The sequence below is a fragment of the Saccharothrix sp. genome, from assembly GCF_031180885.1.
Taxonomy (GTDB): Bacteria; Actinomycetota; Actinomycetes; order Mycobacteriales; family Pseudonocardiaceae; genus Actinosynnema.
The window spans coordinates 241,831-267,994 of record NZ_JAPSLK010000003.1; the positions used below are offsets into that span (position 1 = coordinate 241,831).

A 26,164-nucleotide genomic window follows, 5' to 3' on the forward strand; every position below is an offset into this window, starting at 1 on the left:
CCGCGCCCGGCGGCGGCACGCTCAGCCCGTGGGCGTCGGCACGCGTGGCCGGCGTCGGCGCAGCACCGCCGCCACGGCGAGCGCGACCGCCAGCAGCGCGTAGGCCGCCGCCGCGAACGGGCTGGTCACCAGGGCGGTCGGGTCGCCTTCGCTGATCTGCAGCGTCCGGCGCACCTGCTCCTCCGCCATCGGCCCGAGGATCAGGCCCACCACCAGCGGCGCCACGGGGTAGCCGTGGCGGCGCATGAAGAACCCGACCACGCCGATGATCAGCAGCACGACCAGGTCGTCCACCACGAAGTTCACCGCGTAGGTGCCCAGGGCGGCGAACAGCAGGATGCCCGCGTACAGGTACGGGCGCGGGATCTGCAGGACCTTCACCCAGATCTTCACCAGCGGCAGGTTGAGCACCAGCAGCATCACGTTGCCGATGTACAGCGACGCGATCAGCGCCCACACCATCGCCGAGTTGTTGGTGAACAGCAGCGGTCCGGGCTGGATGCCGTAGCTCTGGAACGCCGCCACGATCACCGCCGCGGTCGCCGTGGTCGGCAGGCCCAGCGTCAGCAGCGGCACCAGGACACCGGCCGCCGCCGCGTTGTTCGCCGCCTCCGGCCCGGCCACGCCCTCGATCGCGCCGCGCCCGAACTCGTCCTTGTGCCGCGACAGCTTCTTCTCCGCCGCGTAGGACAGGAACGTCGACACGTCCGCGCCGCCGGCCGGCACCGTGCCGATCGGGAACCCGATGAACGTGCCGCGCAGCCACGGCTTCCACGACCGCCGCCAGAACTCCCCGGTGAACCACTTGCCGCCCACCGGCACCACCTCGACCGGGCCGTGCCGCAGCCGGGAGGCCACGTAGAGCGCCTCTCCGACCGCGAACACGCCGACCGCGACGACCACGACGTCGATCCCGTCGGCCAGCGTCGGCACCCCGAGGGTGAACCGCTGTTGGCCGGACAACGTGTCCGTCCCGACCAAACCAAGGAACAGGCCGACGCCCAGCGACGCGAGCCCGCGCACGGGCGAAGAACCCAGCAGTGCCGCGACGGTCGCGAACGCCACCACCATCAACGCCACGTAGTCCGCCGGACCCAGCGTCACCGCGACGTCGGCGATGGTCGGCGCCAACGCCGTGAGCAGCACGGTCGCGATGGTGCCCGCCACGAACGACCCGATCGCCGCCGTCGCCAGCGCCGCCGCGCCCCGGCCCGCGCGGGCCATCCGGTTGCCCTCCAGCGCGGTGACGATGGAGGACGACTCGCCGGGCGTGTTCAGCAGGATCGAGGTCGTCGACCCGCCGTACATGCCGCCGTAGTAGATGCCCGCGAAGATGATCAACGCCGCGGTCGGCTCCAGCGAGTAGGTCAGCGGCAGCAGCAGCGCCACCGTCATCGCCGGACCGATGCCGGGCAGCACGCCCACGGCGGTGCCGAGGGTGACGCCCAGCAGGGCGTAGAGCAGGTACTCGGGCTGCGAGGCGGTCGCGAAGCCCTCCAGCAGGGCGGTGAGGCTACCCATCGAGCAGCGGCACCCCCTCGAACACGCCGGCGGGCAGCGACAGGCCCAGCCCGGACGCGAACACCACCTGCACCACCAGCGCCAGCACCACCGCGATCGGCAGCGCCTCCCACCACACCGCGCCCAGCGCCCACGCCGCCCCGAAGAACAGCACGGCCGCCGCGACCGGCCACCCGACCAGGTCGATCAGCACCAGGTGCGCCACCAGCAGCGCGACCAGCTTGGCCACGGTCAGCCAGTCGGTGCGCACCCCGGTGTCGACGTCCTCGCCGTCCTCGGCCTCGCCCAACCGGCCCCGGGCCGTGGCGACGACCGCCGCCACGCCCGTGACCAGCAACAACACCCCCACCGCGTAGGGGAACGCGCGGGCGCCCACGGCGTCCCGGGTCGCGGCGATGGAGCCCGCGTCCACCAGCGTGAACACGCCCAGCGCCGCGACCAGGCCGCCGAAGACGTACTCCTCGACCTTGGCCGAGGCCTCCCGGGGTGCGGCGTCGGTGGTCACCCGACTCACTTGACCAGGCCGATGTCCTGGAGGACCGGCTTGATGCGGCCGATCTCCGCGGTGAGGAACTTGGAGAACTCGTCGCCGGTCAGGAACGTGTCGGTCCAGCCCTTCTTCTTCAGCTCCTCCTGCCACTGCGGGCTGGCGTGCATGTCGGTGATCAGCTTGACCAGCCGGTCCTTGGCCGCCGCCGAGATCGAGCCGGGCGCCACGACACCGCGCCAGTTGATCAGCTCCACGCCGGTGCCCAGGTTCTTGAACGTCGGCACGTTCAGGTCCGGGTGCGGGGTGGCGCCGGAGGTGCCCAGGGCGCGCAGCTTGCCCGCCTTGATCTGCTCCTTGTACTCGCCGACGCCGGAGATGCCCGCGTCGACCTTCTTGCCCAGCAGCGCCGCCAGCGACTCGCCGCCGCCGGAGTAGGGCACGTAGTTGAGCTTGGCCGGGTCGATGTTCTTGGCCTTGAGCAGCATCGCGGCGAGGATGTGGTCGGTGCCGCCGGCCGAGCCGCCGGTGATCGACACGCCCTGGCCCTTCTCCTCGACGGCCTTGAGCAGGTCCTCGATGGTCTGGTGCGGCGAGTCGGCCGGGACGACCACCACCTCCTCCTCGGCGGTCAGCCGCGCGATCGGGGTGGTGTCCTCCAGCCGCTTGTCCACGCCGTTGGTCTCCACCGCGCCGACCATGACCAGGCCGGTGACCATCAGGTAGGACTCGGACTTCTCGTTGGCCAGCTTCTGCAGCCCGACCGTGCCGCCCGCCCCGCCGACGTTGCTGACCTGCGCCGACTTGGCCAGGCCCGCGCCGGTGACCGCCGCCTGGATGGCCCGTGCGGTCTGGTCCCAGCCGCCGCCCGGGTCGGCCGGGGCCATGATCTCCAGCTTGGCGAGTTCCCCGCTCGCCGACTTCGCGCCTCCCCCACACCCCGCGAGCACCAGGCCCGCGGCGACCACCGCCGCGACCAACCGGGTGTGCTGTGCTGCCATCGATTTGCCTCCGCGTTCCCACCGGGGCGTCGTCGCCCTGGTTGGGCGGGAACGGTAGGGACGGCGGGAGCGGGCGGTAAGGCATCGGTCGTAAGGGCCGTATTGGTCGTTTAGGTCGTGGCCGGTCTCACACGCCGTGGGTCAGAATGCCTGCCATGCGTCGCCGCACCGTCCCCCTCGGGTGGTCCCTGCTCGTGTTGCAGGTGGTCATCGTGCTGGTCACGACGTGTGCGGCGGGTCTGCTGGCGGCCAAGTTGCAGTCCGACCGCATCCGCGAGGCCTACAAGGACCGGATGCTGTCGGTCGCGGAGAGCGTCGCACGGTTGCCCACGGTGGTGGAAGCCTTCAGCGCGCCCGAGCCGTCGGCCACCATCCAGCCGTTGGTGGAACTGATCCGCAAGGCCTCCGGCGTGACCTATGTGGTCGTCACCGACCGCAACGGTGTGCGGTACGCCCACCCGGACCCGCGGCGTATAGGAGAACGGGTGTCGACGGATCCGAGTTCGGCGCTGTCGGGCAACGTGTTCGTGGGGACCGAGACCGGCACGCTGGGCACGTCGCTGCGGGCGAAGGTGCCGATCCGGGCGGCGGACGGGCAGATCATCGGCATGGCGTCGGTGGGCATCTTGGAGAGTGAACTGTCCGCCGACCTCGCCGAGGACCTTCCCGAGCTGATCGGCTGGTTGGCGGCGGCGGCGCTGGTCGGCGTGCTGGGCGCGGCGCTGGTGACGCAGTTGGTGCGGCGGCGGACGTTCAAGCTGGAGCCGGCCGAGATCGCGCAGCTGCTGGAGACCCGGGACGCGATGCTGCACGGCATCCGCGAGGGGGTCGTGGCGGTGGACGACCGGGAGCGGTTGGCGCTGGTCAACGACGAGGCCGTGCGCTTGTTGGGCCTGACCGAGGATCCCACTGGTCGACCGGCTGCCGAGGTCTTGGAGGACGGCGGGCTGCTGGATCTGGCGCGGGGTGTCGACGACGTGGCCGACCGGTTGGTGCTGGCCGGGGAGCGGGTGCTGGTCGCCAACCGCATGACGGCCAAGACGCAGGGGCGTCCGGTGGGTGTCGTGTTGACGTTGCGTGACCGGACGGAGCTGCACGACGCGTTGCGGCAGTTGGACGGGCAGCGGACGGTGACAGAGGTGCTGCGGGCGCAGGCGCACGAGTTCTCCAACCACCTGCATGTGATCGGTGGTCTGGTGGAGCTGGACCGGCGTGCCGAGGCGGTGGCCTACATCGAGCGGGTCGGCGGGGCAGGGTCGGTGACCTCGGACATCATCTCCGGTGCGGTGGCCGATCCGGCGTTGGCGGCGTTGCTGCTGGCCAAGTCCTCTACGGCGCACGAGCGGGGTGTGGCGTTGCGGCTGGACCCGTCGTCGGCGGTAGCGACCCGGGCGGGCGATGATGCGCTGACGGTGTTGGGGAACTTGGTGGACAACGCGGTCGACGCGGTCGATCCGGGCGGGACGGTGCGGGTGCTGGTGCGGTCGTCGTCGGACGGGGTGCGGATGGTCGTGGACGACGACGGGCCGGGGGTCGAGGAGTCGCAGCGGGGGCGGATCTTCACGTTGGGCGTGAGTTCGAAGGCGCCGGAGGGTGCGCACGGGCGAGGGATCGGGTTGGCTTTGGTGTCCAGGGTGGTCACCCGGCGCAGTGGGCGGGTGGAGATCACTGATTCCGAGTTGGGTGGCGCGTCGTTCGACGTGTGGCTGCCGGATGGCGGTGTCCGATGACCGTGCGGACGTTGGTGGTGGACGACGACTTCGCGGTCGCGGCCGTGCACCGGGCTTTCCTGGAGGCGTTGCCGGAGTTCACGGTGGTGGGCGAGGCGCACGGGGGTGGCGAGGCGTTGCGGGCGGTGGAATCGCTGCGGCCGGACCTGGTGCTGCTGGACATCCACCTGCCGGACATCTCCGGCTTGGAGGTGCTGGCCCGGTTGCGGGCGCGGTCGGGTCCGCCGGTCGATGTGATCGCGGTGACGGCGGCGCGGGAGCTGGAGACCGTGCGGCAGGCCATGTCCCGAGGGGTAGATCATTACCTGGTGAAGCCGTTTACGCGGGCGGCTTTCCTGGACCGGATGCGGGAGTACTTGGCGCGGCGGTTGGAGGTGCAGCGGTTGGGGCAGTGGCTGGACCAGGACGAGGTGGACCAGCTGTTGCAGCACCGGCCGCGGGCGGGGTTGCCGAAGGGGTTGTCGGCGGTGACGTTGCGGCTGGTGACGGAGGCGCTGCGGGACAGCGAGGCGGACCTGTCGGCGCAGGAGGTCGGGGAGCGGGCGGGGTTGTCGCGCGTTAGTGCGCGGCGGTACTTGGAGCACTTGGTGGCGGTGGGGAAGGCCGAGGTCCAGCCGCGGTACGGGATGGCCAACCGGCCGGCCCACGGGTACCGGCTGACCTGAGCCGGGCTTGGGCTGACTCGGGCCGGGTTCGGCTGATTCGAGCTGGACCGGGGGGCTGAGTGTGGCGTGTGGTGGCGAGCAGCGCGCGGGTTGTGGTGGGAGCGGCGGTCGGTGGGTTGGCTTGGTCGGGGGGTGGGTTGGCTTGGTCGGGGATGGTGCTGGATGGTGGTTGGATTCGGCTGCCGGTGTGTGTCCACCCGCCCACCCCCTCCCAGGCCACCTGGCACAAGCCAGGCGCGCCCTGCGCGCCGAGCGCGCTTCGCGCGGGCCGAAGGCCCGGCTTCGCCGGGCCTTCGGCCGCAGGCTGCCCCGGCGAAGGCGGGTGTCTTTGTGGCTTTTGCGAGGTGGCCTGGGAGGGGGTGGGCGGGTGGACACACAACCGGCGGCCGAAGCCCAACCCGCAAAGCCAGACCCAGCCGCACAACCCGACCGATCGCCTACCGGTCAGGCCGGACCCCGTCCGCCCAAGCCCGCAACCACCGACACCCGTACCCCTCCAACGTGAACCTCGGCTTCACCCCCTCCTCGCTGAACACATCCACGAACTCGCCATCCACAGTGGACAGGTCCACCTCGACCTCCCCCTCCCCCAGGTTGTGCACCGCCACCACCGTCCCCCCGTCGATGTCACACCGGTGCGCCAACACCGCCGGCTCCGCCGTGTCGATCACCTGGAACGCCCCCCAAGCCAACTCCGGACAATCCCGATACCCCCGGATCAACAGCTTGATCCACGACAGCAGCGACCCCTCCTCGTGCCGCTGCTCCCGGACCGCGTCCCACCACATCGGGGTCCGCACCGCGAGCCTGCCCTCCTGCGACAGGTCCTCCGTCATCCCCACCTCCTCGCCGTAGAACAACACCGGCGTCCCCGGAAGCGTGAACAACAGGCTGTACACCATCTTGATCCGCCGCGGATCACCCCCGACCATGGACGGCAACCGCCGCCGCAACCCCCGCCCGTACAGCTGCATCTCCGGCTCCGGCCCGAAAGCCTGGAAGACCTCCTGGCGCTCCGGCTCGGTCAGCTTGTCCAGGGTCAACTCGTCGTGGTTGCGCACGAACGTCGCCCAGTGGCAGTCCCGCGGCGGCACAGGCCGCTCCCCCAGAGCATGGCTCAACGGGCTGGCGTCCTTCCGGGCCAGCGACAGGTACATCTGCTGCATCCCGATGAAGTCGAAGCACATGTGCAGCTCATCGCCGACACCGTCCCTGCTCCCGAAGAACTTCATCGTCTCCGCGTACGGCAGGTTGACCTCACCCAGCAGCACCCCCTCCCCGTTCCGCCTGGACAGGAACGCCCGCAGATCCCCCAGGTAGTCGTGCGGATCAGGCAGGTCCTGGACCGGGGCCTCCAGCAGGAACGGCACCGCGTCCACCCGGAACCCGGACAACCCCAGCTCCATCCAGAACCCCATCACCCGCGCGATCTCGTCGCGCACGGCCGGGTTGGCCACGTTCAAGTCCGGCTGGTGCTTGTAGAACCGGTGCAGGTAGTACTGGCCCGTTCGTTCGTCCTTCTCCCACAAGGACTTCTCCCGATCCGGGAACACCACGCCCTTCTCCGCGTCCGGCGGCGGCCGGTCGCGCCAGACGTACCAGTCGCGGCGGGGGTTGTCGCGGGACGACCTCGCTTCCTCGAACCACGGGTGGCGGTCGGAGGTGTGGTTGACGACCAGGTCGGCGATCACGCGCATACCGCGGTCACGTGCCGTGCGGACGAATTCGACGAAGTCGCCGTGGGTGCCCAGGCGGGGGTCCACGCCGTAGAAGTCGGTGATGTCGTAGCCGTCGTCGCGATCCGGTGAGGGGAAGAACGGCATCAGCCAGAGGCACGTCACGCCCAGGCTGTGCAGGTGGTCGATCTTCTGGGTCAGGCCGCGGAAGTCGCCGTGGCCGTCGCCGTCGGAGTCGTGGAAGGTTTCCACGTCCAGGCAGTAGACGACGGCGTTCTTCCACCACAGGTCGGCGGTCCGGGTGAGCTTCACCGGCCCACCTCCGGCAGGACGTGCTCGCCGAACGCGTCGAGGAACCGGTCCTGCTCCTGCCCCACGTGGTGCAGGTAGATCTCGTCGAAGCCCAACTCCACGTACCCGGTGAGGCGCGCCGCGTGCTCGCCGAGGTCGGCGGAGACGTTGACGGTGCGCGCGACCTGTTCGGGGGTGACCTGCTCGGAGATCACGTCGAACTGCTCGGCGGTCTCGACGTCCCAGCACACCGGCGGGGCGAAGACGTTGGAGCGCCACTGCTCGTGCGCGATCGCGAGGGCTTCCTCCTCGGTGGGCGCCCAGCTCAGGTGCACCTGGAGGCACAGCCTGCCGACGCCGCCCGCGCCCCGGTAGGCCTCGACGACCTTGCGCAGGTGCTCGGTCGGGCCGTTGACGGTGATCAGCCCGTCGGCCCACTCCGCGTGCCCCCGCGCGGTCTCCGCGCTCACCGCCGCGCCCAGCAGCTTGGGCGGCTCGCCGGGTCTGGTCCACACCCTGGCGCGGTCGACGGTGACCAGGCCGTCGTGGCTGACCTCCTCGCCGTTGAGCAGCGCGCGGATGATGTCGACGCATTCGCGCAGGCGGGCGGTGCGGACGTCCTTGCGGGGCCAGCGCTGGCCGGTGATGTGCTCGTTGCTCGCCTCACCGGTGCCCAGCGCGGTCCAGAACCGGCCGGGGTACATGGCGGCGAGCGTGCCGATGGCCTGCGCGATGACCGCCGGGTGGTACCGCTGGCCGGGCGCGTTGACGATGCCGAACGGCAGGCCGGTGCCTTCGAGGGCCGCGCCGAGCCACGACCAGGCGAAACCGGACTGGCCCTGGCGGGCGCTCCACGGCGAGAAGTGGTCGGAGGACATCGCGGCGTCGAACCCGACCTCTTCCGCCCGTCTCACGGCCCTGAGCAGCTCGGACGGGTGTATCTGCTCGTGCGAGGCGTGCACACCGATGACCGTCATGGGCTGTGTGGTACCCGCGACGGCCGGGCGTGACACCGGTCAGGTCAGTTCAGGGCGGTGCTTCGGGGCGGGCTCGTCGGGGCGCACGTCGACCACGTCGCCGTCGATCACCACGCCGCCGGCCGTCGGCGGGCGGCCGTAGCGCAGGTTCAGGGTCATCTCGCGTTCGCGCTGTTCGGCGCGGCGGGCGATGCGCTTGCTGATCAGCCGGCGGGTGGGCGGGAACAGCAGGAACAGGCCCGCGAGGTCGCTGAGGAAGCCGGGGACGATGATCAGGAACCCGGCCGCGGCGATGAGGACGCCGTCGGCGATCTCCTGGTGCGGGGCGCGGCGGGTGCGGACGGCCTCGGTGAAGGCGGCCATCGTGCGTGCGCCCTCGCGGCGCATGAGCACCGAGCCGACGACGCCGCCGAGGACCAGCAGCCCGAGCGTGGGCAGGAAACCCCACGTCCCGGCCGCCCACACCAAGGTCAGCAACTCGACGGCGAGACCGATCAGCACTACCGCGAACACGCGCATACCCCACCAACGAACGAGCGGCCCAAAACACTCCCTGCCGAAATATTTACGTCTAACGGCCCTTCTGGCAGCATATCTTTACGCCACTCAACGGGTAGGGAGTATGGATGACTGCGCTACACGACGTCGTGCCCGCGGTGCCGCGACCCGACCTCCAGCCGTACACCTACGTCCGTCGCGAGCTGATCGAGCCCGACTGGCGGCGGTTCCCCGGTTGGCGGCAGGTCACCGACGCGCAGTGGCGGGACGCCCAGTGGCAGCGGGTGAACTGCGTGAAGAACGTCAAGCAGCTGCGCACCGTGATGGGCGACCTGCTCGACGAGCGGTTCTACGACGAGCTGGCAGCCGACCAGGCCGACCTCGCCACGATGTCCATGCTCGTGCCGCCGCAGATGCTCAACACCATGGCGCCGCACGCCGCGCCGCAGGACTTCACCGACGCGTTCTTCGCCGACCCGGTCCGCCGGTACATGATCCCGGTCCGCTCCGACCGTGACCCGCGCTGGCCGAGCCACCCGCACTCGTCGCGCGACTCCCTGCACGAGGCCGAGATGTGGGTGGTCGAGGGCCTGACCCACCGCTACCCGACCAAGGTGCTGGCCGAACTGGTGTCCACGTGCCCCCAGTACTGCGGGCACTGCACGCGCATGGACCTGGTCGGCAACTCCACCCCGCAGGTGCAGAAGCACAAGCTGCTGCTCAAGCCGGTGGACCGGCAGGACCAGATGATCGACTACCTCAAGCGCACGCCGGGCGTGCGGGACGTGGTGGTCTCCGGCGGCGACGTGGCGAACGTGCCGTGGCCGCAGCTGGAGTCGTTCCTGATGCGGCTGCTGGACGTCGAGACCGTGCGCGACGTCCGGCTGGCCACCAAGGCGCTCGCGGGCCTGCCGCAGCACTGGCTCCAGCCGCGCGTCGTGGAGGGGATGGAGCGCGTGGCTCGCACCGCCCACCGGCGTGGCGTGAACCTCGCGATCCACACCCACGTCAACCACGCGCAGTCGGTGACCCCGCTGGTCGCCGAGGCGGCGCGGACGGCGCTGGACGTCGGCGTGCGGGACGTGCGCAACCAGGGCGTGCTGATGAAGGGCGTCAACGCGACGCCGGACGACCTGCTGGACCTGTGCTTCGCACTGCAGGGCGAGGCGAACATCCTGCCGTACTACTTCTACATGTGCGACATGATCCCCAACGCCGAGCACTGGCGCGTGGCGGTGTGGGAGGCGCAGGAACTCCAACACGCGATCATGGGCTACCTGCCCGGTTACGCGACGCCGCGCATCGTGTGCGACGTGCCGTACGTCGGCAAGCGCTGGGTCCACCAGGTCGCCGAGTACGACCGGGAGCTGGGCATCTCGTACTGGACCAAGAACTACCGGACCGGCATCGAACTGGCGGACCCGGACGCCCTCGACCGCCGGTACCCGTACTACGACCCGATCTCGACGTTGGGCGAGGCGGGTCGCGACTGGTGGGCCAACCAGGCCTAGGTCTTTTCGATGGGGTCCCGGTGCTCGTGCGCCGGGACCCCATTGCGTGGCAACAACTTCACCGCCAGTGCGGCGGCGGCGAGGGTGATCGCGCACGCGCCCAGGACGGCGTCGCGCGTGTTCCCGGCCGCTGCCGCGCCGACCAGGGCTCCGACGAACGTGGCTGCCGCTTCGCCGGTGAACAGGGCCGCGCCGACCCGGCCGAGCAGGGCGTTCGGGGTGACGCGTTGCAGCAGGGTCTGGGTGGTGGTGAGGACGGCCGACCCGAACGCGCCGACCACGACGGCGGCTGTCAGTGCTGTTGGGATCGTCGGGGCGGCGAACAGCAGCGCGAAGCCCAGGGCTGTGCCGGCGAGCGCGGCGGCGAGGAGCGGGGCGGGTCGGTGCAGGAGGCGGCGGGTCGCGGGGGCGCCGAGCAGGAAGCCGACGCCGAGACCGGAGAGGACGAGACCGGTTTGGGTGGTGCCGCCGAGGGTGGTCGTGGCGTGCGGGACGAGCAGGGCGGTCAGGGCGGCGTTCGCGCCGAGGAAGAGCGCGGACACCAGGAACAAGGCCCCCGCCGTCCGATCCCTGCGCAGAAACCCTATGCCCGCAACAAGTTCACGCCACGACCCGGCACGCGGCCGCCGGGATGGTGCCTCGCGAGACTGCCGCCTCCGGGACCGTGATCGTGGCGACCGTGACGCTCGAGACCGTGGCCTGCGGCCCCCGTCTCCATCGTCCCACGAGGGTACGACAGTCGATCTTGAGCGCCCCTGGGGATCATTCTCCCACTCGGGTACGACATTCCGGTTTTCCCAGCCCCGGGGGTCATTCTCGCAGCCAGGTACGACACTTGTGCGGCTGATGGCCAGTGCGGAGATGAGGTAAGTCAGGGCGTCCGCGATGACCAGGACCTCCCAGCCAACCAAGCCGAGTAGGAGACCGCCCACGGGTGCGCCGATCAGGCGGATGGTGCCGTCCGTTGCCGTCGTGAGGGTGTTCGCGGCGGACAGCAGAGGGCCGGTGCCGACGATCGCCGGGACGTGGGCCTGCACCGCCGGCCGGAACACGACAGTGCCCACGCCCTCCAGCACCAGCGCCACGTACACCAGCCACACGTCGTCCGCCCCGCGGACCAGCAACAACACCGCCACCGCCGCCGCCCGCAGCACGTCCGCCGCCCCCAGCACCACCCGCCGGTCCCACCGGTCCACCACCGCACCCGCCACCGGCCCCAGGATCACCGGGGGCAGGAACTCGGCGGCCAAGGTCAGGCCGGCGGCAGTGGGTGAGCCGGTCAGGTGCAGGACGTGGGCGGGTACCGCGACCACCAGCAGCCACGTGCCCAGGGAGCCGACCGTCCGACCCAGCCACAGCAGGCGGAAGTCGCGGACACGCAACGAAGCGAACACCGGCAGCCCCCTCTGCACTATTCTCACAAGATAGCCAGCGGGAGAAGTATTCTGTCAAGATGGGATGACGGCATGACGCTCGGAGCACGGCTGCGGGCACTGCGCGCGGCCAGTGGGCGGACGGTTGCGGCAGTCGCGGCGGACGCGGGACTGTCCGTGCCCTACGTCGCCAACCTGGAGAACGACCGGGGCAACCCCACCGTCGACGCGTTGACCAGGCTCGCGACCGCCCTCGGCACCACGCTCAACGTCGACCTCGGCCCCTCCCCCGCCCCGCCCGAACTGCCCCCGAGCCTGGTCCGCCTCGGCCGCAGCGCGCGGTTCCACAAAGACCTGGACACCCTCGCCCACCACACCGGCACGCCACCGCAAGAACTCGCCGCCGCCGTGCTCGACGTGCTCGCCCGCATGGCCGCCCTGACCAACCGGGAACCCACCGAACGCGACTGGCACCGGCTCCTCGACGCCCTCCTCCTGGTCACCGCTCACCCGTCCGACCGGTGACCAGCAGCCACCCCGCCACCACCGCGATCGGCACGCTCAGCACGACCGTCACCACCGTCGCGTCCACCCCCGGCAGCATCGACCCGACCAGCAGCGACAGCACCATGTTGTTGCCCGCGTGCGCGAGACTCGCCGTCCACACCGTGCCGCTGTCCAGCCGCAACCAGCTCAGCACCACCTCCTGGCACAGGAACGACACCGTCCACACCGCCAGCCCCACGACGACGTTGCCGAACTCGACGTAACCGGTGAACGCCAACGGGTAGTGCCACACCGCCCACACCAGCCCGGTCGCCACCGTCGCCGCGGTCGGCCGCCCCGGGAACAACCGCAGCCGCAGGTAGCTGGTCCACCCGAACTCCTCACCCCAGTACACCGGCGTCAACAACGGCACCCCGACCAGCAGCACCAGGACCACCTGCCACGACACCGGAGCCAGATCGAACCCCCACAGCCCAGCCACACCGGCCGCCACCGCCACGAACACGAACGGCGCCAGCCACGCGAGCAGGTAGTGCCACCACGCCTGACGCAGCCGCAACGCCAGACCCGCGTCGGCGAAACCCTCGCCGCGCAGGCGCACCACCAGCGCCCCGATCGCCGGGGCGAACGCGAACGGCAGCTGCACCCACGGGTTCGCGGTCGAGTACCCGAGCAGGGCCGCGCCGATCATGCCCGCCCAGGCCAGGGCGAAGGTCAGCAGGAGGAACACCCGGACGCCTCGGGGCCGGGTCGCGGTGATCGTCATGCGGGTCAGCAGACCAGCGCACCGGCCGGTCGATCACTACCACTGGATGGCCTCACGGGGGTATGGCCAGACCTACCCCGGGAGTACGCGCGAACCCACCGACAGCGAGGTGTGACTGGGCTAGCGTCGCAGAAGTGATCTTCTGGAAAGCCTTGCGGGGGCGGGACTTCCTGGTGACCCGGTGGCCGTGGCGGGCGTTGGCGCACGTCGCGGGGACGCCGGTCGTCGCTGCCGTGGTCGCGGTGCCGGTCGGGTTGTTGAGCCTGCCTGGGGTGCTGGCGTTGTCGCCGACGCAGTCGGCGGGTGCGCGGGTGGTGTTCGCGGTGGTGGGGTTGGCGGTGCTGGGGGCGGGGCTGCCGTGGGTGGCGCGGCCGTTGGCGCGGCTGGAGCGGTGGCGGTTGCGACTGCTGGAACCCCAGCGACGGCTGCACCACCCGCCGACGGGGTACCGGGACGCGGCGACGTGGCGGGAGGTCGCCTACGCGGTGCTGCTGCTGACGTTGGGGCCGCTGGTGTACGTGCCGGCGTTCCTGGTCGCGGCGTTCCCGTTCATGCTGCTGGGCGGGCCGTTGTTGCTGACGGGCGCGGACGGTCCGGTGGCGTTGGGGTTCGTGGTGACGGACTCCGTGGGTGAGGCGTTGGGGTACGCGGCGGTCGGGTTGGTGGTGCTGCCGGCGGTGCCCTACCTGTGGTCGGTGGTGGCGGGAGCGCACGGCGCGGTGGCACGGGCGTTGCTGCACGACGACGAGCGGCTGGCGGAGGTGGCGCGGTCGCGGGCGCGGCTGGTGGACGGGTTCGACGCCGAACGGCGGCGCATCGAGCGGGACCTGCACGACGGGGCGCAGGAGAAGCTGGTCGGGCTGACGCTGCGGCTGGGCCTGGCGCGGCTGGACGTGCCCGCCGACTCCCCCGCGCACGAGCACGTCACGCGGGCGCACGAGGAGGCCAAGCAGGTGATGGCCGAGCTGCGGGAACTGGTGCGCGGCATCCACCCGAAGGTCCTGGCGGACCGGGGCCTGGCGGCGGCGCTGGAGGACCTGGCCGACCGCGGGCCGGTGCCGGTGGAGCTCCGGGCGGACCTGCCCCGGCTGCCCCCGCACGTCGAGTCGACCGCGTACTTCGTGGTCGCCGAGGCGCTGACCAACGTGGCCCGGCACAGCGGCGCGACGACCGCGTCGGTGACGGCGTCCGCTTCGGACCGGCTGCTGGTGGTGGAGGTGCGCGACGACGGGCGCGGCGGGGCCGATCCGGCGGGTGGGACCGGGTTGACCGGCCTGGCCGACCGGGTGGCGGTGCTCGACGGGCGGATGGCGCTGTCCAGCCCGGTCGGCGGGCCGACCCTGGTGCGGGTGGAGCTGCCGTGGTCCGCGTAGTGCTGGCCGAGGACGGCGTGCTGCTGCGCGAGGGGCTGGCCGGGCTGCTGGCCCGGTTCGGCCTGGACGTGGTCGCCGCCGTCGGGGACGCCGACGCCCTGGTCGCCGCCGTCGCCGAGCACCGGCCCGACCTGGTGGTGACCGACGTGCGGATGCCGCCCGGGTTCACCGACGAGGGCCTGCGCGCGGCCTTGGCGTTGCGCCACGACCACCCGGGCCTGCCGGTGGTGGCGCTGAGCCAGTACGTGGACCGGGGACTGGCCGCCGACCTGCTCGACGCGCACGGAGGGGTCGGCTACCTGCTCAAGGACCGGGTGGTGGACGTGGAGGAGTTCGCGGCGACCCTGCGGCGCGTCGCGGCCGGTGGCACCGCGATCGACCCGGAGGTCGTCCGCCGGCTGCTGGCCCGCCGCCGAGACCCGCTGGAACGCCTGTCCCCGCGCGAACGCGAAGTCCTCGCCCTGCTCGCCGAAGGCCGCTCGAACACCGCCATCGCCCGCGACCTGGTGGTCAGCGAGGCCGCCGTGGGCAAGCACGTGGGCAACATCCTGGCCAAGCTCGGCCTCCCACCCGACGACGACACCAACCGCCGCGTCCTCGCCGTCCTGGCCTACCTACGTAGCCCGAACGGGTGAACCACCGTTACGCCCTGCGGTCGTCGGCGACAGAACAGGCATACGACGCCCGGCCGATTGGGGACAGATCATGGCCGACTACGAGATCTACGAAGCGCGCGCCGACGCCGGACGTGCGCTGGAAGTGGCCGAGACGACCTCGCCGTTCACCATCACGGTGAAGTTCGTCGGCGGGTTGAGCGAGACGCAGAAGGCCGCGTTCAAGCACGCCGCCGACCGGTGGGCGCGGATCATCGTCGGGGACCTGCCGGACGTCACGCTCGACGGCGAGCGGATCGACGACGTGCTCATCCTCGCCGAGGGCGCGGACATCGACGGGGTGGACGGCATCCTCGGCGAGGCCGGGCCGACGCACATCCGGGTGGGCGGGCCGCCGTGCCGCGGGGTGATGCGGTTCGACACGGCCGACCTGGCGCAGATGGAGGCCGAGCGGACGCTGGTCGACGTCATCACGCACGAGATGGGGCACGTGCTGGGCATCGGCACCCTCTGGGAGGGGCTGGTGGCCGACGTCGGCTCCGGCGACCCCCGCTACATCGGACGGGTGGCGATGGTCGAGTACGAGGCGTTGCAGGGTGACGGCGAGTTCGAGACCGTGCCGGTGGAGAACCGGGGCGGCGAGGGCACGCGGGACAGCCACTGGCGCGAGTCGGTCTTCCGCAACGAGCTGATGTCCAGCGCGATCGGCGAGGTCGGCAACCCGATCAGCCGGCTCACCGCGGCCTCGCTCATCGACCTGGGCTACCAGGTGGACCTCGACGCGGCCGAACCGTACCGGCTGCCGACCGGCGGGCTGGAGGCCGTGGAACCGGTGCGGCGGCACGGCGAGTTCGTGCGCCCGCGGGTCGAGGTCGTCGCCCCCGAGTGATCCACCCCGGAGGAGTCCGGTACCGAGGAGTCCGGTACCGAGGTCCGGTACGGAGGAATCCGCTCCCGCGCAATGACCTCGGCGGCCTACGCTGCCGCGCGTGAAAGACATCGTGACCCTGTGGCGGCCCACCGGGCAGGCCGAGTTGGACCTCGTCGCCGGCTCCGGTTGGCGCGCCTGGCCGCCGCGCCTGCCCGACCAGCCGATCTTCTACCCCGTGGCCAACCGCTGGTACGCGGTGAAGATCGCCCGCGAGTGGAACGTGCCGGCCGAGGGCGTCGGGTACGTGACCCGGTTCGACGTGGACGCCGCGTTCCTCGCCCGCTACCCCGTCCAGCAGGCCGGCGGGCGGGACGTGCTGGAGCACTGGGTGCCCGCGGAGGACATGGACGAGTTCAACGCGCACATCGTGGGTTCGATCGTGCGGGAGACCGAGTACCGGGCCGGTGTGGACGGTCCGGGCCTGCCCGACGCCTGGCGCGAGTACCTGGCGGGCGAGTCGTGGTTCCGGTCGGGGTTCCTGGCGGACGGGACGTCCCTGACCGTGTTCACCCCGGCGGAGACATCCACTGTGGACGGTGGGGTCTTGGTCGGCGAGGACGGCGCCGGGCGGGCGGTCGTGCTGGACGCCCGGACCGGCACCGTGACCCTCGGTGACGCGCGGCACGACCTCGCCGCGTTCGTCAGGCTCCTGGAGTGGTGAGCAGGCTGTTCATCAGGCCGTAGTCCACCGCGCCGGCCGGGTAGCCGTCGTCGGCGAGCACGCGGCGCGCGGACTCCAGCGCCACCCCGTACGCGGCCTCCGCGATGCCCTGGCCCACGCTCACCCGCGCCACGCCCAACCCGGCCAGCTCGGCGACCGACGGGGACCCCGGCCCGGCCATCACGTTGAGCGGGACGTCGATGCCGCGGGCCAGGGCGGCGATGGTGTCCGGGTCGGCGACGCCGGGCACGAACACGCCGTCCGCGCCGGCGGCCAGGAACGCCTCCGCGCCCGCGTGCTCCACCAGCCGCGCGGAGGCGGCGTCCCACGCGTTCGGCAGCACCAGCACCGGGCCGGTGTGCAGGTCGCGGAACAGCTCGGCCTGGTCCTGCTGAGACATCTCGTCGACTCGCCTGGTGATCGTTGTGCGGGCACCAGGATCGCCGCACGACTGACCCTTGTCTGGCCGGATTTCGACATCACCCCCGCTGGCGGACCTCAGCGCCGCAGGACGCGCGGGTCGGCGTGCAGGCGGTCGGTCAGCTTGACGGTGATGAACTCGTTGTTGTCGGGCTGGTTGGGCGTGCGGCCCGACGAGAACGGGAAGTTGTTGTCGTTCAACACCGCCAGCGTGCGGTCGTCGAGGATCAGGACGCTCTCGATGGTCGGGAACGGGAACCGGAACGGGCTGCCGAACCCGCCCAGGCCCCGCGGGTTGGCCAGGTCGAGCAGGTCGGCGACCAGGGTCTTGTCCAGCTTGCCGTCCCGGTCGCGGTCGCGCTTGTCGGCCAGGTAGATCTTCTTGACCTTGGCGTCCACGCCCTGCGCGCCGTCGCGTTCGATGACCAGCAGCCGGTTGCGGTCCACGGCGATCGACTCGCCGATGGCGTGCGTGGTCGAGTCCAGCGGGTAGGTCCAGCGGGTGTCGGTGTAGCGGCCGGCGGCCGGGTCGAACTCGTACAGGCGCAAGGTGCCCGGCTCGTCGCCGGCGACCGTGCCCTCCAGCAGGGCGTTGAGCGTCTTGCCGTCCGGGGACAGCGCCAGACCCTCGAAACCCTTGCTGCCTCCCAGGTTCGGGGTGCCGCTGGGGTTTTCCGGGGCGAACACGCCGGGGGTGGGCACGGGCGGTGCCAGCAGGCGTCCGGCGCGGTCGAAGTGCAGCAGGTACGGGCCGAACTCGTCACCGGCCCAGTAGGAGCCGTCGGGCAGGCGGACCAGTGACTCGACGTCGAAGTCCGCGCCGGTCAGCACGCGGTCCGGCCGGGTCAGCGGGAACGGGACGTGCCCGTTCGGGTCGGTCAGGTTGAGCCCGCCCACGACGTCCACGGCGCCGGAGGCGAAGTCCGGGGCGATGCGGTGGATGCGCAGCACGAAGTCGGCGCTGTTGGCCTTGCTGCCGTACCCGTTGTCCGACAACGCTTCGAACGTCCCGTCCGCGTTGCGCAGGACCGCGCTGAACCCCTGCACGGGCTGGTCGTCGAACGGCGTCGCCACCCCGTTGGCCGGGGAGATCGCCGCGCCGGACGGCTCGCTGGCGGGCACGAACGTCCGGGCCGGCAGCGCGGCGAACCCGGTCAACGCGGCCTGCCCGAACGCGCCCCGGGCCGGCTCCGCCTGCGCACCCGGAACCACCAGGGCCGCCCCGGCGATCAGGGACAGACCGGCCACCAACGTCCTTCTCATCGAACTCTCCTCGAAACGGGTCACTCGTTCTGGTCGCGCAGGTAACGGCCGTGGTCGGTCTGCCGGTTGACGTCCGAGGCGTAGAAGCGCTCGGCCAGCTGCCGCGCCTGGCCCTCCAGCAGCCCCAACTGGGCCACCAGCTCCTCGTCCGCCTTGCGCTGCGCCGACAGCCACCACGGCAGGTTCAGGTAGGTCTGCACGGACAGCGGCAGGTCGGTCCGGGCCAGCCGGACCAGGTTGTGCCGCAGGTCCGGGTCGGTCAGCCGCTCGGGCTTGCCCAGCATGTCGTCGAGCACCTCGACCACCCGCCGCACCGAGTCCATTGTGGACTCCGGCATCCGGGACCGCTGCGCGGCCACCTCGCGGACCAGCGTGGACAGGCCCGCGCGCAGCTCCCACGCCTCGGTCGCGGCGTCCTTGGGCACCAGGCGCACCTTCTCCGGCGGCGCGAGCAGCGCGCCCACCGCGTACAGGCCCGCGACGACCGCCGGCCACCACGACCCCACGACGCCGGTCACGTACAGCACGACGCCGATCAGGCCGCCGACGCAGCCGACGAGGTTCTTGGTCGAGCCCAGGTAGCGGATCATTGGTAGCCGCGGATCTCCTTGAACACGTCGGTCAGCTTGGTGTTGCGCGCGTCGAACACCTTGCCGCCGGTCATGTCCGCGACCTTCGACAGCTCGTCGCCGCTGCCCTCGCCGAACAGCACGGTGAACACCGGCACCTGCCGCACCTGCGCCGGCACCCCCGTGAACCCGGTCTGGAACTGGGCGAAGTCGCGGCCGTTGGCGTTCTCGCCGTCGGTCATCAGCACGATCGAGTGGAACCGGTCGGGGTCCTTGGCCAGCACCGGCGCCAGCACGGTGTAGGCGCGGTCGAGGCTGTCGTAGATCGCGGTGCCGCCGTTGGCGTTCAGGCCCTCGGCGAACGACTTGATCTCGGCCAGCACCGCCCGCGGGTCCTGCTCGGGGACGACGAACGTGCGCGGCTCCCGCGGGGTGGTGTCGAACGGCATGATCGTCACCTCCTCGCGGTTGCGGAAGCCGCGGAAGCGGCCGGTCAGCGACGCGTCCGCGCCGGTCAGGCCGACCAGGGCGGTGCGCAGCGCCTCGATGCGGTCCCCGGCCATCGAACCGGACGTGTCCACCACGTACAAGGTGCGCGACGGGCGGCGGATCTTGTTGAAGTAGGCCGACAGCAGGGCGTCCACGGCGTCGCGGGTGGCCGGGAACGGCAGTTCCAGCAGGTCTTTCTGGGTGAACCGCGCGCCCAGTTCGACGCCGGGGACGACCGGGCGGCGGTGCGTGGTCTCGGCGATGCGGCGCTGGACGTCGTGGGTGCGCAGGTGGTCGGTGAGCCGCTGGTGCGCGCCGCGGGCGTCGTCGTTCGCGCCGGTGAGCAGGGTCAGCGGGTAGTCGGCGGTGACCACGCCGTCGCTGGGGTAGACGATGGACAGCGGCTCGGGCAGCTTGCCGCCGGCGTTCATCGACAGCAGCACCGACTCGTAGTTGATCAGGCCGTCGATCTTGCCCGCCGGGTCCTGGGCGCGCTTCTCGAAGGCCTCCGACAGCCAGCCCGACGACCCGGAGGACAGCGCCTGGGCGCTGAAGAACTCGGTCAGCTTCGGGGTCACCGCGGCGACCTGGTTCGCGTCCACCGCGTTGCCCGCGCCCGCCAGCGCCGAGGCCACGCCGACCAGCGCGGAGAACCCGGAGTTGGACGCGGACGGGTCGGTCATGCCGTAGCTGAACGCCTTCTGCCCGGCCTTCTCGGCGATCTCGGCCCACCCGACCGGCCGACCCGCGAACCCCAGCCGCTGCGCCGCCGACGAGGACAGGCCGAGCACCACCGGGGAACTCATGATCTTGACCTGGTTGCCCAGGCGCTTGGCGGCCTCCGGGATCGCCGCCGGGTACCGGTTCGAGGAGAACCACACCGCGTCGTACGCGCCGTCCGCCGAGCCCGAGGCCAGCGCCTCCGCGCCCTCCAGCGTGCCGGTGAAGCTGAACTTCACGGTCACGCCGGTCGCCTTGGCCGCCTCCTCCAGCACGGGCCGCATGTCGGCCAGCTCGCTGCCCGCCAGGACCCGCAGCGTGCCCGGTTCGGCCGGGCCGACCGGCTGCCCGGGGTCCGGCTCGTCGGTGCACGCCGTCAGCAGCCCCGCCACCAGCAGGAACGCCAGTGCCTTCCTCATCGGTCCCCCTCGTGCGAGCGCCGCAGGTGCTCCTCGGCGCGGCGGATCTCCCCCGACAGCGACTCCACGGTCGCCGCCATCGTCCGCACGGCCTCGGCGCGGTGGCCGTCGACCGCGTCCAGGGCCGCGTAGATCCGGTCGAACGACGCCCGGATCGTCTCCGCGGCCACCGCCGGGTCGCTGGACGCCCGCTGGATCTCCGCGCCCTGCAACCCGATCAGCTCGGTGTTGGCGCGGATCAGGCCGTCGGTGGTGGCGCGCAGGGCGCTGACCTCGTCCAGCACGTCCCGCTGGTTGGCCAGGGCGGAGGCGACGACCAGCGCCACCTGGAGGGCGCTCATGGTGGTGGACACCGCGCGTTCGACGCCCCGGATCAGCTCGTCGTTGTTGCGGCGCACCAGGTCCAGCGCGAGGTAGCCCTGGGCGCTGACCGCGAGCTGGGTCAGCAGGTCCTGGTGGCGCTGCCGGATCGGGTGCAGCGCGTCGGCGCGCAGGGTCTGGGCGCGCATCGGGTCGGTCAGGTCGAACACCTCGGCCTGCCGGTCCACCGCGGCGTCCACCGCCTCGGCGAACGCGGCGGCCTCGGCCAGCCGGCCCATCGCCTGCCACAGCCGTTCCCGCTCGCCCTTGATCGCGGCGTTGTCGCGGCGCAGGGCGTCCTGGCGCTGCCGGAGTTCCAGGACCAGGGCCTGGACGGGCGCGTTGGCGGCGCGGTAGCGGTCGAGGGCTTTCTTGGCGGCGCCGGCGGCCGGGAACACGCCCAGCAGCTTGCGGCCGGTCAGCGGCAGCTTCGACGGGTCCAGTTCCCCGACCGTCCGGCGGAGGCCGGCCAGGGTCGTGGTGACCGGGTTGCGCGGCGTGACCTGCTCGGCGACGGCCCGGTCGAGCATGGTGCGCGCGACGCCGGCGGCGGTGCGCATGTCGGACTCGCCGACGGCCAGCAGTTCGTCCAGCCGGTCGGTGAACTCCGGGGAGCGCACGTCGAGTTCTTCGAGTTTTCGGGCGAAGTCCTCGGCCTTGCGCGCGATGTCCTCACGGGTCTGCGGGTCGGGCGCGACCAGTCCCGCGGCGCGCTCGGGCGGGACCGGTCCGACCGGGTTGAAGTCGTCCACGTCAGTACTGCTTCTTCACCTCGTCGAGCAGCCGTTCGAGCGTCTCGAACGACGGCGGCTCGACCGCGTCCACCAGGTCCGCCGGCGCCTTGTCCCCGGCGACCTCGGCGAACAGCTTCGGGCTGGTGGTGCGGAACCCGAAGGTCGCGGCCAGCCGACCCAGCTCGGGGTCGGTGGCGAGCAGCCGGCCGACGCGGTCGCCGTTGGGGGACAACGGGACCAGCGTGTGCTTGGAGTAGACGGTCGGGGCGGTGTAGAGCATGCGCATGTCCGGGCGGATCGAGCCGTCGGCGCGGATCAGGCGGTCGACGTACTGGGACTCGTAGACCAGGACCATCGGGGACTTGCCCATGCCGGCGGACAGGTAGTCCTCGAACGGGCCCTCGGTGCTGTTCTGCGTGTAGCCCTGGTCGAGGAAGAGCTTCGCGATGCGCGGCAGGACCTTCGCCTCCTGCTCGGCGCTGCTGACCACCGCGTTGCCGTTGGCGACGAAGGAGACGATGGACAGGTACATGGCGGCGGAGTTGGACTCGCGCGGGTCGGTGGTGGTGATCAGGACGTTCTTGCGGGCGGGGTAGGCGGTGTTGCCGGGGAGCTGGTCCCAGCGCCGGTCGGCCAGTTCGAGGTACTCGGCGATGTCGAGCACCTGGTAGTCCCCCGCGCCCTTGCGGACCGCGCCGTTGGCTTCGAGCAGCTTGACGATGGGCTCGAAGGTCGCGACGGCCATCGGGGACTGGAAGGGGGTGTGGACCGTGGTGACCTTGCGGTCGCGCTGGATCTTCTGCGCGGCGGGCGAGGAGGAGGGGAAGGCGAACTCGTACTTGCCGAGGTCGACGGTGGTCGCGATCTGCCGCGAACCGGCGGTGTCGACCTCGACCTTGATCTTGTGCTTGGCGAACGCCTCGACCACGCGGGGGTCGGTGAAGAAGGCCTGCTTCTCCGACCCGATGACCCCTCGGACAACGGTGATCTCGCTGTCCGGTTCGTCCTCCCGCCCCCACACCACCACCGCCACGACGGCGAGCAACAACACCACGGCCAACCCGATGGACAACCGCCGCTTCACGGCCCACCCCCTCGTCCCCAGTCGCCCGCGATCTTGCATCCCGTTCGACTCGTTTGACGCTCGAACGGGGTTTGGCGGGGTGAACCTTGAGTGAACGGAAGAAGTCGACTGGTGTTGGGGTGGTTCCGGTAGCATGATCAAGCGGATAGCGCGGGGTCGTCGCAGTGGCTGTCGCGGGGTTGGCGCGGTGTCCCCCGATCGTGTGACATGCAGGATCTGCGACTTTTCGGCCGGTCGCGCGTCCCGTGAAGAGGAAGGTGCGGCGCGGGACGGCCGGTCGGCGGCGACGGGCAGTCCCGCAGCCGCGACCTGCCCGGCATCGACGAGCTGCGCGACCGGCTGGCCGCCACCGTCCCCGACTCGCGCCGGCGGAAACGGACACCGGGCTCCGGCCGACCACGGCGGGCAATGGCCGGCGGGGGCGGGCACCGGCGGATCGCGGACAGGTCGGGTCCGGAGTCGGATCGGCCGCCGAATGCCGGTGATCAGGACCGCGTGTCGCGACTCGAGGATCCCGTGCTCCGCAGGAACATCAGCGTCGCCAGGGTCGGGTCGCCGAGACCGCTGCTGAGCCTGTGCTGCAACGCCGCCGGGTCGGCGAATCCCGCGTAGTCGCGATGGACGTCCCACCAGCAGGTTGACCAGCACTTCCGGGGCGAGTTCGCGCAGCACCCAGCGCACCAGGTACAGCAGGGGGATCATCACGATCACCGCGATGGTGAACAACCAGGCCAGGGTCGTCTTGACCGCGAACGGCGTGGGCACCACGGTCGCCACCGCCTCGGCGATCTTGAACGTGGCCGCGGCGACGATCCCGATCCACACCGGGCCGGTCGGCCGGCGGTGGATCTTCGCGGTCCTCATCCACCGCCACAGCACGATGCCGATCGCGCTGATCGCCATGAAGGCGCCCAGCGCGCTGCCGAACGTGCCCCAGAATGTGACCGGCTTCGGGATGCCGATCCCCAGGGCGGCGTCGTGTCGTCGACGAAGTAGCGCGCGACCTGGGTGCCGATCGAGGTGACGTACGAGGCGGCCACGTAGATCCGGTCGACCGGGCCCTTGAGGCGCCCGGTCGGCCACGTCATCAGGATGTGCGCGGCGACACCCGCCCACGCGTACGCCAGGCAGAAGCCGATGGCGAACAGCAGGCCGTCGGTGGAACGCAGTACTGGAGGTAGTAGACGGCGGCGCCGAGGACCAGCAGCGCGCCGATGCGCGGGGTCGGCAACCGGATCCATCGTCGACGGCCCGTTCGCCGACCAGACCCGCAAGATCTGGGCCGACTAAGGCCACGCCAACTGGTACTGGACCGAGATGAGCAAGCTGGTCGCCTCGGGCAACTACGACGGGGCGCGCGAGCGCTTCAAGACCTACGAGAAGTACGACGACTCGGCGCTGCTGCGGGCCAACGAGCTGGGCTACAGCAGCTGCAACCACGCCTGGCCCCGCCCGACTTCCTGGTAGCCCACGGCAAGGAGGTTCCGCCGTCATGCCCCTGTTACGACGAGAACGCCTTCGGCTGCTCGGCCTTGAACACCCCGATTGCGGGCTCCCGGGGCAACCGTCCTGCGCGCCCCTGGTCAACCGCCTGATGTTCCCCAACTCCCACTCCCTGTCGAAGCCGGTCCCGGAGATCAGCTCGACCGAGAAGGTGATCTTGTACCGCTCACCGCTCACCCGCTGACCTTGGAACGGCCTGGCGGCGTGGGCCGCCAGGCCGCGGGGGGTCAGGGGTGGAGTTGGGAGGTGGGGATCAGTTGTTGGGGGGTGTTGGGGCTGGTCCACAGGAGTTTCATGGTGGCCTCGCCGCCGTTTTCGGTGTGTTCCAACGTGATCGCGTAGCGGCGGCCGGCCTCCAGGGTGACGGTGCCCTTGTCGACGGTCGGGCCGTGCGGGGTGGTGTTGGTGATCACGGGTTTGCCGTCGATCCACAGGCGAACGGTGTCGTCCGAGATCGTGGTGAACGTGTGGGGCTCGGTGTAGCGGGGCTCCAGCCAGCCGGTCCAGCGGGCGGAGAAGTTGTCGGTGGGGATGGTGGGGGCCGGCGAGCCGGTGATGCCCCAGTTGTAGTTCACCGTCGGGTCCCGGCGGGTGACGGCGGGGGTGCCGGTGAAGGTGTTGTTGGGCCAGAACCTCGCGGTCAGGCCGGTGCCGGTGCCGCGTTCGGCCGGGGTTCGGGGGACGATGTCCAAGGCGATCACGGATGCGATCGGGTCTGGCGCGTTGCCGGGTGGGTACAGGTCGTAGCCGTCGCCCGAGGGCTGGACGGGGACGTCCGCGCCGGTGGCCAGGACGGTGGCTTTGGTTATCTGGAACCAACTCGTCGCGGTGAGGTGTAGCGGGGTGTTGGGGGCCGGCCAGGAGTAGACGGAGGCGTGGAGGCGGTTGGCGTTGCGGCTCACCTTGCCCCAGGACGGCTGGGTGACGATGCCGGGAACGCCTGCGCCGTGCACGGCGGGACCGTTGACCGCCAGCCAGGAACCCATGCCGCGCAAGCGTTCTGCGGACGTCGCCGGGATCGCGCCCTTGTCGTCGGGGCCGACGTTGAGCAGGTAGTTGCCGCCGCTCGCGGCGATCCCGATCAGGTTGCGGGTCAGCGTGGACACCGACTTGAAGTTGGTGTCCCACTGCGCGAAGCCCCACGTGCCGTTGATCGTCATGCACGACTCCCACAGCTGCCCGTCCACCGGCCCGCCGGGGATCTCCTGCTCGGGAGTCCCGTAATCGCCGTCCACCACCCGCCGGTGACCGACCCGGTTGTTCACGACCGTGTTCGGGGACAGACCTCGGACGTATCGGGCCAGGTCCTCACCGCGCTGGGTGGTCCACTGGCCGTCCCACTCGCCGTCGAACCACAGCACCGCCACGTCGCCGTAGTTGGTCACCAGCTCGCGCAACTGCGCCTTCATCCGGCCCACGTACGCGTCGTAGTTCGCGGCGGACTGGGCGTCGGGGTCGTGCCAGTCCCAGATCGAGTAGTAGAAGCCCAGCTTGATGCCCTGCGCCCGGGCCTCGTCGGCCAGCTCGCGCAGGATGTCCCGCTTGAACGGCGTCCGGCTGGTGATGCTCCAGTCGTTGACCGCCGTCGGCCACATCGCGAAGCCGTCGTGGTGCTTGGACGTGATCACGACGTACTTCTGGCCTGCGGCTTTCGCTGTCCCGACGACTGCCTTCGCGTCGAACGACGTCGGGTTGAACTGCGCGGCCTTCGCCTCGTACTCCGGCCACGGGATCGCGCAGTTGCGCTTGATCCACTCCGCGTCCCGGCACACCGTGCCGTCGGCCCGCCGGTACTCGCCGCGGAACGCGCTGTAGAGGCCGAAGTGGATGAACATGCCGAACCGGTCCGCCCGGAAACCGCTGGTCCGCGGCGAGGTGAACACGTCGTCCACGGCCAGGTTGTCGCCCGGCGCCGCGTGCGCGGGGGTGAGCACGGTCAGCGTGCCGGCCACCGTCACCACCACGGCGAGGAGGGCTTTCGCCGCCGATAAGCGCATCGAACCTCAACTCCTTCAGCGTTG

At 71.2% G+C, this 26,164-nt stretch carries 25 protein-coding genes; 10 read left to right on the top strand and 15 right to left on the bottom strand.

The features are described from left to right. Positions 1-21: 21 nt before the first annotated feature. Genes RIN75_RS07450 through RIN75_RS07460 form a run of 3 tightly spaced genes read right to left on the bottom strand, consistent with a single transcriptional unit; the run spans position 22 to position 3,009 of the window. Positions 22-1,521: a tripartite tricarboxylate transporter permease gene (locus tag RIN75_RS07450; RefSeq protein WP_309111049.1), complete on the bottom strand. Its 1,500-nt coding sequence runs from the start codon at positions 1,519-1,521 to the stop codon at positions 22-24. Next, positions 1,514-2,026: a tripartite tricarboxylate transporter TctB family protein gene (locus RIN75_RS07455; protein ID WP_309111050.1), complete on the bottom strand. Its 513-nt coding sequence runs from the start codon at positions 2,024-2,026 to the stop codon at positions 1,514-1,516. Before RIN75_RS07455 ends, RIN75_RS07450 begins: the two co-directional genes overlap by 8 nt. 5 nt (positions 2,027-2,031) lie before the next feature. Beyond that, positions 2,032-3,009 carry a tripartite tricarboxylate transporter substrate binding protein gene (locus tag RIN75_RS07460; RefSeq protein WP_309111051.1) on the bottom strand — a complete coding sequence of 326 codons (978 nt, stop codon included), beginning with the start codon at positions 3,007-3,009 and terminating at the stop codon, positions 2,032-2,034. A gap of 155 nt (positions 3,010-3,164) precedes the next feature. Between RIN75_RS07460 and RIN75_RS07465 the strand changes: the two genes are divergently transcribed. Both RIN75_RS07465 and RIN75_RS07470 read left to right on the top strand, forming a co-directional pair. Further along, positions 3,165-4,739 carry a sensor histidine kinase gene (locus RIN75_RS07465; RefSeq protein WP_309111052.1) on the top strand — a complete coding sequence of 525 codons (1,575 nt, stop codon included), beginning with the start codon at positions 3,165-3,167 and terminating at the stop codon, positions 4,737-4,739. After that, positions 4,736-5,404 (top strand): response regulator, encoded by a 669-nt coding sequence (locus RIN75_RS07470; protein ID WP_309111053.1) that lies wholly within the window; start codon positions 4,736-4,738, stop codon positions 5,402-5,404. The genes RIN75_RS07465 and RIN75_RS07470 overlap by 4 nt, the downstream gene beginning before the upstream one ends. Before the next feature lie 437 nt (positions 5,405-5,841). Here RIN75_RS07470 and RIN75_RS07475 read toward each other — a convergent pair whose 3' ends face one another. From RIN75_RS07475 to RIN75_RS07485, 3 genes are read right to left on the bottom strand one after another with little or no spacing between them, the layout of a single operon-like run. Next, on the bottom strand, positions 5,842-7,392 hold the full coding sequence (locus RIN75_RS07475) for an alpha-amylase family protein (RefSeq protein ID WP_309111054.1): 1,551 nt from the start codon (positions 7,390-7,392) through the stop codon (positions 5,842-5,844). Then, on the bottom strand, positions 7,389-8,348 hold the full coding sequence (locus RIN75_RS07480; protein ID WP_309111055.1) for a TIGR03885 family FMN-dependent LLM class oxidoreductase: 960 nt from the start codon (positions 8,346-8,348) through the stop codon (positions 7,389-7,391). Before RIN75_RS07480 ends, RIN75_RS07475 begins: the two co-directional genes overlap by 4 nt. Before the next feature lie 39 nt (positions 8,349-8,387). Then, positions 8,388-8,867, bottom strand: a complete 480-nt coding sequence (locus RIN75_RS07485; protein ID WP_309111056.1) for an FxsA family protein — start codon at positions 8,865-8,867, stop codon at positions 8,388-8,390. 107 nt (positions 8,868-8,974) lie between these two features. Here RIN75_RS07485 and RIN75_RS07490 point away from each other — a divergent pair, with 107 nt between their 5' ends. Further along, on the top strand, positions 8,975-10,357 hold the full coding sequence (locus RIN75_RS07490) for a lysine 2,3-aminomutase (protein ID WP_309111057.1): 1,383 nt from the start codon (positions 8,975-8,977) through the stop codon (positions 10,355-10,357). Here the strand turns inward: RIN75_RS07490 and RIN75_RS07495 are convergent. Then, complete coding sequence (locus RIN75_RS07495) at positions 10,354-11,769, bottom strand: MFS transporter (RefSeq protein ID WP_309111058.1); 1,416 nt, start codon at positions 11,767-11,769, stop codon at positions 10,354-10,356. The two genes, RIN75_RS07490 and RIN75_RS07495, sit on opposite strands and share 4 nt — an antisense overlap. Positions 11,770-11,823: 54 nt before the next feature. On the opposite strand from RIN75_RS07495, the gene RIN75_RS07500 reads away from it, so the two are divergent. Next, positions 11,824-12,255, top strand: a complete 432-nt coding sequence (locus tag RIN75_RS07500) for a helix-turn-helix transcriptional regulator (RefSeq protein ID WP_309111059.1) — start codon at positions 11,824-11,826, stop codon at positions 12,253-12,255. Here the strand turns inward: RIN75_RS07500 and RIN75_RS07505 are convergent. Next, positions 12,230-13,003, bottom strand: coding sequence for a type II CAAX prenyl endopeptidase Rce1 family protein (locus RIN75_RS07505; RefSeq protein ID WP_309111060.1), 774 nt, complete (start codon positions 13,001-13,003; stop codon positions 12,230-12,232). The genes RIN75_RS07500 and RIN75_RS07505 overlap by 26 nt on opposite strands. A gap of 134 nt (positions 13,004-13,137) precedes the next feature. Here RIN75_RS07505 and RIN75_RS07510 point away from each other — a divergent pair, with 134 nt between their 5' ends. The 4 genes from RIN75_RS07510 to RIN75_RS07525 all read left to right on the top strand — a co-directional run bounded on the left by RIN75_RS07510 (position 13,138) and on the right by RIN75_RS07525 (position 16,582). Then, positions 13,138-14,376 (top strand): sensor domain-containing protein, encoded by a 1,239-nt coding sequence (locus RIN75_RS07510; protein ID WP_309111061.1) that lies wholly within the window; start codon positions 13,138-13,140, stop codon positions 14,374-14,376. Next, positions 14,364-15,011 (top strand): response regulator transcription factor, encoded by a 648-nt coding sequence (locus tag RIN75_RS07515; protein ID WP_309111062.1) that lies wholly within the window; start codon positions 14,364-14,366, stop codon positions 15,009-15,011. The genes RIN75_RS07510 and RIN75_RS07515 overlap by 13 nt, the downstream gene beginning before the upstream one ends. 70 nt (positions 15,012-15,081) lie before the next feature. Further along, entirely contained in the window at positions 15,082-15,879 is a 798-nt protein-coding gene (locus tag RIN75_RS07520; protein WP_309111063.1) for a leishmanolysin-related zinc metalloendopeptidase, read from the top strand. A 100-nt stretch (positions 15,880-15,979) separates the two neighbouring features. Beyond that, the gene (locus tag RIN75_RS07525; RefSeq protein ID WP_309111064.1) at positions 15,980-16,582 is read left to right on the top strand and encodes a hypothetical protein; all 603 of its coding nucleotides are present in this window, start codon (positions 15,980-15,982) and stop codon (positions 16,580-16,582) included. Here the strand turns inward: RIN75_RS07525 and RIN75_RS07530 are convergent. The 6 genes from RIN75_RS07530 to RIN75_RS07555 all read right to left on the bottom strand — a co-directional run bounded on the left by RIN75_RS07530 (position 16,563) and on the right by RIN75_RS07555 (position 22,640). Further along, on the bottom strand, positions 16,563-16,982 hold the full coding sequence (locus RIN75_RS07530; protein ID WP_309111065.1) for an isocitrate lyase/phosphoenolpyruvate mutase family protein: 420 nt from the start codon (positions 16,980-16,982) through the stop codon (positions 16,563-16,565). The genes RIN75_RS07525 and RIN75_RS07530 overlap by 20 nt on opposite strands. Before the next feature lie 98 nt (positions 16,983-17,080). Beyond that, on the bottom strand, positions 17,081-18,265 hold the full coding sequence (locus tag RIN75_RS07535; protein WP_309111066.1) for an esterase-like activity of phytase family protein: 1,185 nt from the start codon (positions 18,263-18,265) through the stop codon (positions 17,081-17,083). A gap of 20 nt (positions 18,266-18,285) precedes the next feature. Then, positions 18,286-18,855, bottom strand: a complete 570-nt coding sequence (locus RIN75_RS07540; RefSeq protein WP_309111067.1) for a hypothetical protein — start codon at positions 18,853-18,855, stop codon at positions 18,286-18,288. Then, complete coding sequence (locus tag RIN75_RS07545; RefSeq protein ID WP_309111068.1) at positions 18,852-20,462, bottom strand: substrate-binding domain-containing protein; 1,611 nt, start codon at positions 20,460-20,462, stop codon at positions 18,852-18,854. Before RIN75_RS07545 ends, RIN75_RS07540 begins: the two co-directional genes overlap by 4 nt. Next, positions 20,459-21,574 carry a toxic anion resistance protein gene (locus tag RIN75_RS07550; protein WP_309111069.1) on the bottom strand — a complete coding sequence of 372 codons (1,116 nt, stop codon included), beginning with the start codon at positions 21,572-21,574 and terminating at the stop codon, positions 20,459-20,461. Before RIN75_RS07550 ends, RIN75_RS07545 begins: the two co-directional genes overlap by 4 nt. Before the next feature lies 1 nt (position 21,575). After that, a complete protein-coding gene (locus RIN75_RS07555) occupies positions 21,576-22,640 on the bottom strand; it encodes a hypothetical protein (protein WP_309111070.1) in 1,065 nt (354 codons plus the stop codon). 637 nt (positions 22,641-23,277) lie between these two features. Between RIN75_RS07555 and RIN75_RS07560 the strand changes: the two genes are divergently transcribed. Continuing rightward, the gene (locus RIN75_RS07560) at positions 23,278-23,664 is read left to right on the top strand and encodes a hypothetical protein (protein WP_309111071.1); all 387 of its coding nucleotides are present in this window, start codon (positions 23,278-23,280) and stop codon (positions 23,662-23,664) included. A gap of 293 nt (positions 23,665-23,957) precedes the next feature. Beyond that, positions 23,958-24,107: a hypothetical protein gene (locus RIN75_RS07565; protein ID WP_309111072.1), complete on the top strand. Its 150-nt coding sequence runs from the start codon at positions 23,958-23,960 to the stop codon at positions 24,105-24,107. 263 nt (positions 24,108-24,370) lie between these two features. On the opposite strand, the gene RIN75_RS07570 is transcribed toward RIN75_RS07565, so the two are convergent. Next, entirely contained in the window at positions 24,371-26,140 is a 1,770-nt protein-coding gene (locus tag RIN75_RS07570; RefSeq protein WP_309111073.1) for an alpha-L-fucosidase, read from the bottom strand. Between the last annotated feature and the right edge of the window lie 24 nt (positions 26,141-26,164).

Excerpts from the sequence above, each read along its gene's own strand:
- RIN75_RS07450 (WP_309111049.1), bottom strand. The coding sequence starts at position 1,521 with ATGGGTAGCCTCACCGCCCTGCTGGAGGGCTTCGCGACCGCCTCGCAG.
- RIN75_RS07460 (WP_309111051.1), bottom strand. The coding sequence starts at position 3,009 with ATGGCAGCACAGCACACCCGGTTGGTCGCGGCGGTGGTCGCCGCGGGC.
- RIN75_RS07465 (WP_309111052.1), top strand. The coding sequence starts at position 3,165 with ATGCGTCGCCGCACCGTCCCCCTCGGGTGGTCCCTGCTCGTGTTGCAG.
- RIN75_RS07470 (WP_309111053.1), top strand. The coding sequence starts at position 4,736 with ATGACCGTGCGGACGTTGGTGGTGGACGACGACTTCGCGGTCGCGGCC.
- RIN75_RS07480 (WP_309111055.1), bottom strand. The coding sequence starts at position 8,348 with ATGACGGTCATCGGTGTGCACGCCTCGCACGAGCAGATACACCCGTCC.
- RIN75_RS07485 (WP_309111056.1), bottom strand. The coding sequence starts at position 8,867 with ATGCGCGTGTTCGCGGTAGTGCTGATCGGTCTCGCCGTCGAGTTGCTG.
- RIN75_RS07490 (WP_309111057.1), top strand. The coding sequence starts at position 8,975 with ATGACTGCGCTACACGACGTCGTGCCCGCGGTGCCGCGACCCGACCTC.
- RIN75_RS07500 (WP_309111059.1), top strand. The coding sequence starts at position 11,824 with ATGACGCTCGGAGCACGGCTGCGGGCACTGCGCGCGGCCAGTGGGCGG.
- RIN75_RS07505 (WP_309111060.1), bottom strand. The coding sequence starts at position 13,003 with ATGACGATCACCGCGACCCGGCCCCGAGGCGTCCGGGTGTTCCTCCTG.
- RIN75_RS07520 (WP_309111063.1), top strand. The coding sequence starts at position 15,082 with ATGGCCGACTACGAGATCTACGAAGCGCGCGCCGACGCCGGACGTGCG.
- RIN75_RS07530 (WP_309111065.1), bottom strand. The coding sequence starts at position 16,982 with ATGTCTCAGCAGGACCAGGCCGAGCTGTTCCGCGACCTGCACACCGGC.
- RIN75_RS07535 (WP_309111066.1), bottom strand. The coding sequence starts at position 18,265 with ATGAGAAGGACGTTGGTGGCCGGTCTGTCCCTGATCGCCGGGGCGGCC.
- RIN75_RS07540 (WP_309111067.1), bottom strand. The coding sequence starts at position 18,855 with ATGATCCGCTACCTGGGCTCGACCAAGAACCTCGTCGGCTGCGTCGGC.
- RIN75_RS07545 (WP_309111068.1), bottom strand. The coding sequence starts at position 20,462 with ATGAGGAAGGCACTGGCGTTCCTGCTGGTGGCGGGGCTGCTGACGGCG.
- RIN75_RS07565 (WP_309111072.1), top strand. The coding sequence starts at position 23,958 with ATGAGCAAGCTGGTCGCCTCGGGCAACTACGACGGGGCGCGCGAGCGC.
- RIN75_RS07570 (WP_309111073.1), bottom strand. The coding sequence starts at position 26,140 with ATGCGCTTATCGGCGGCGAAAGCCCTCCTCGCCGTGGTGGTGACGGTG.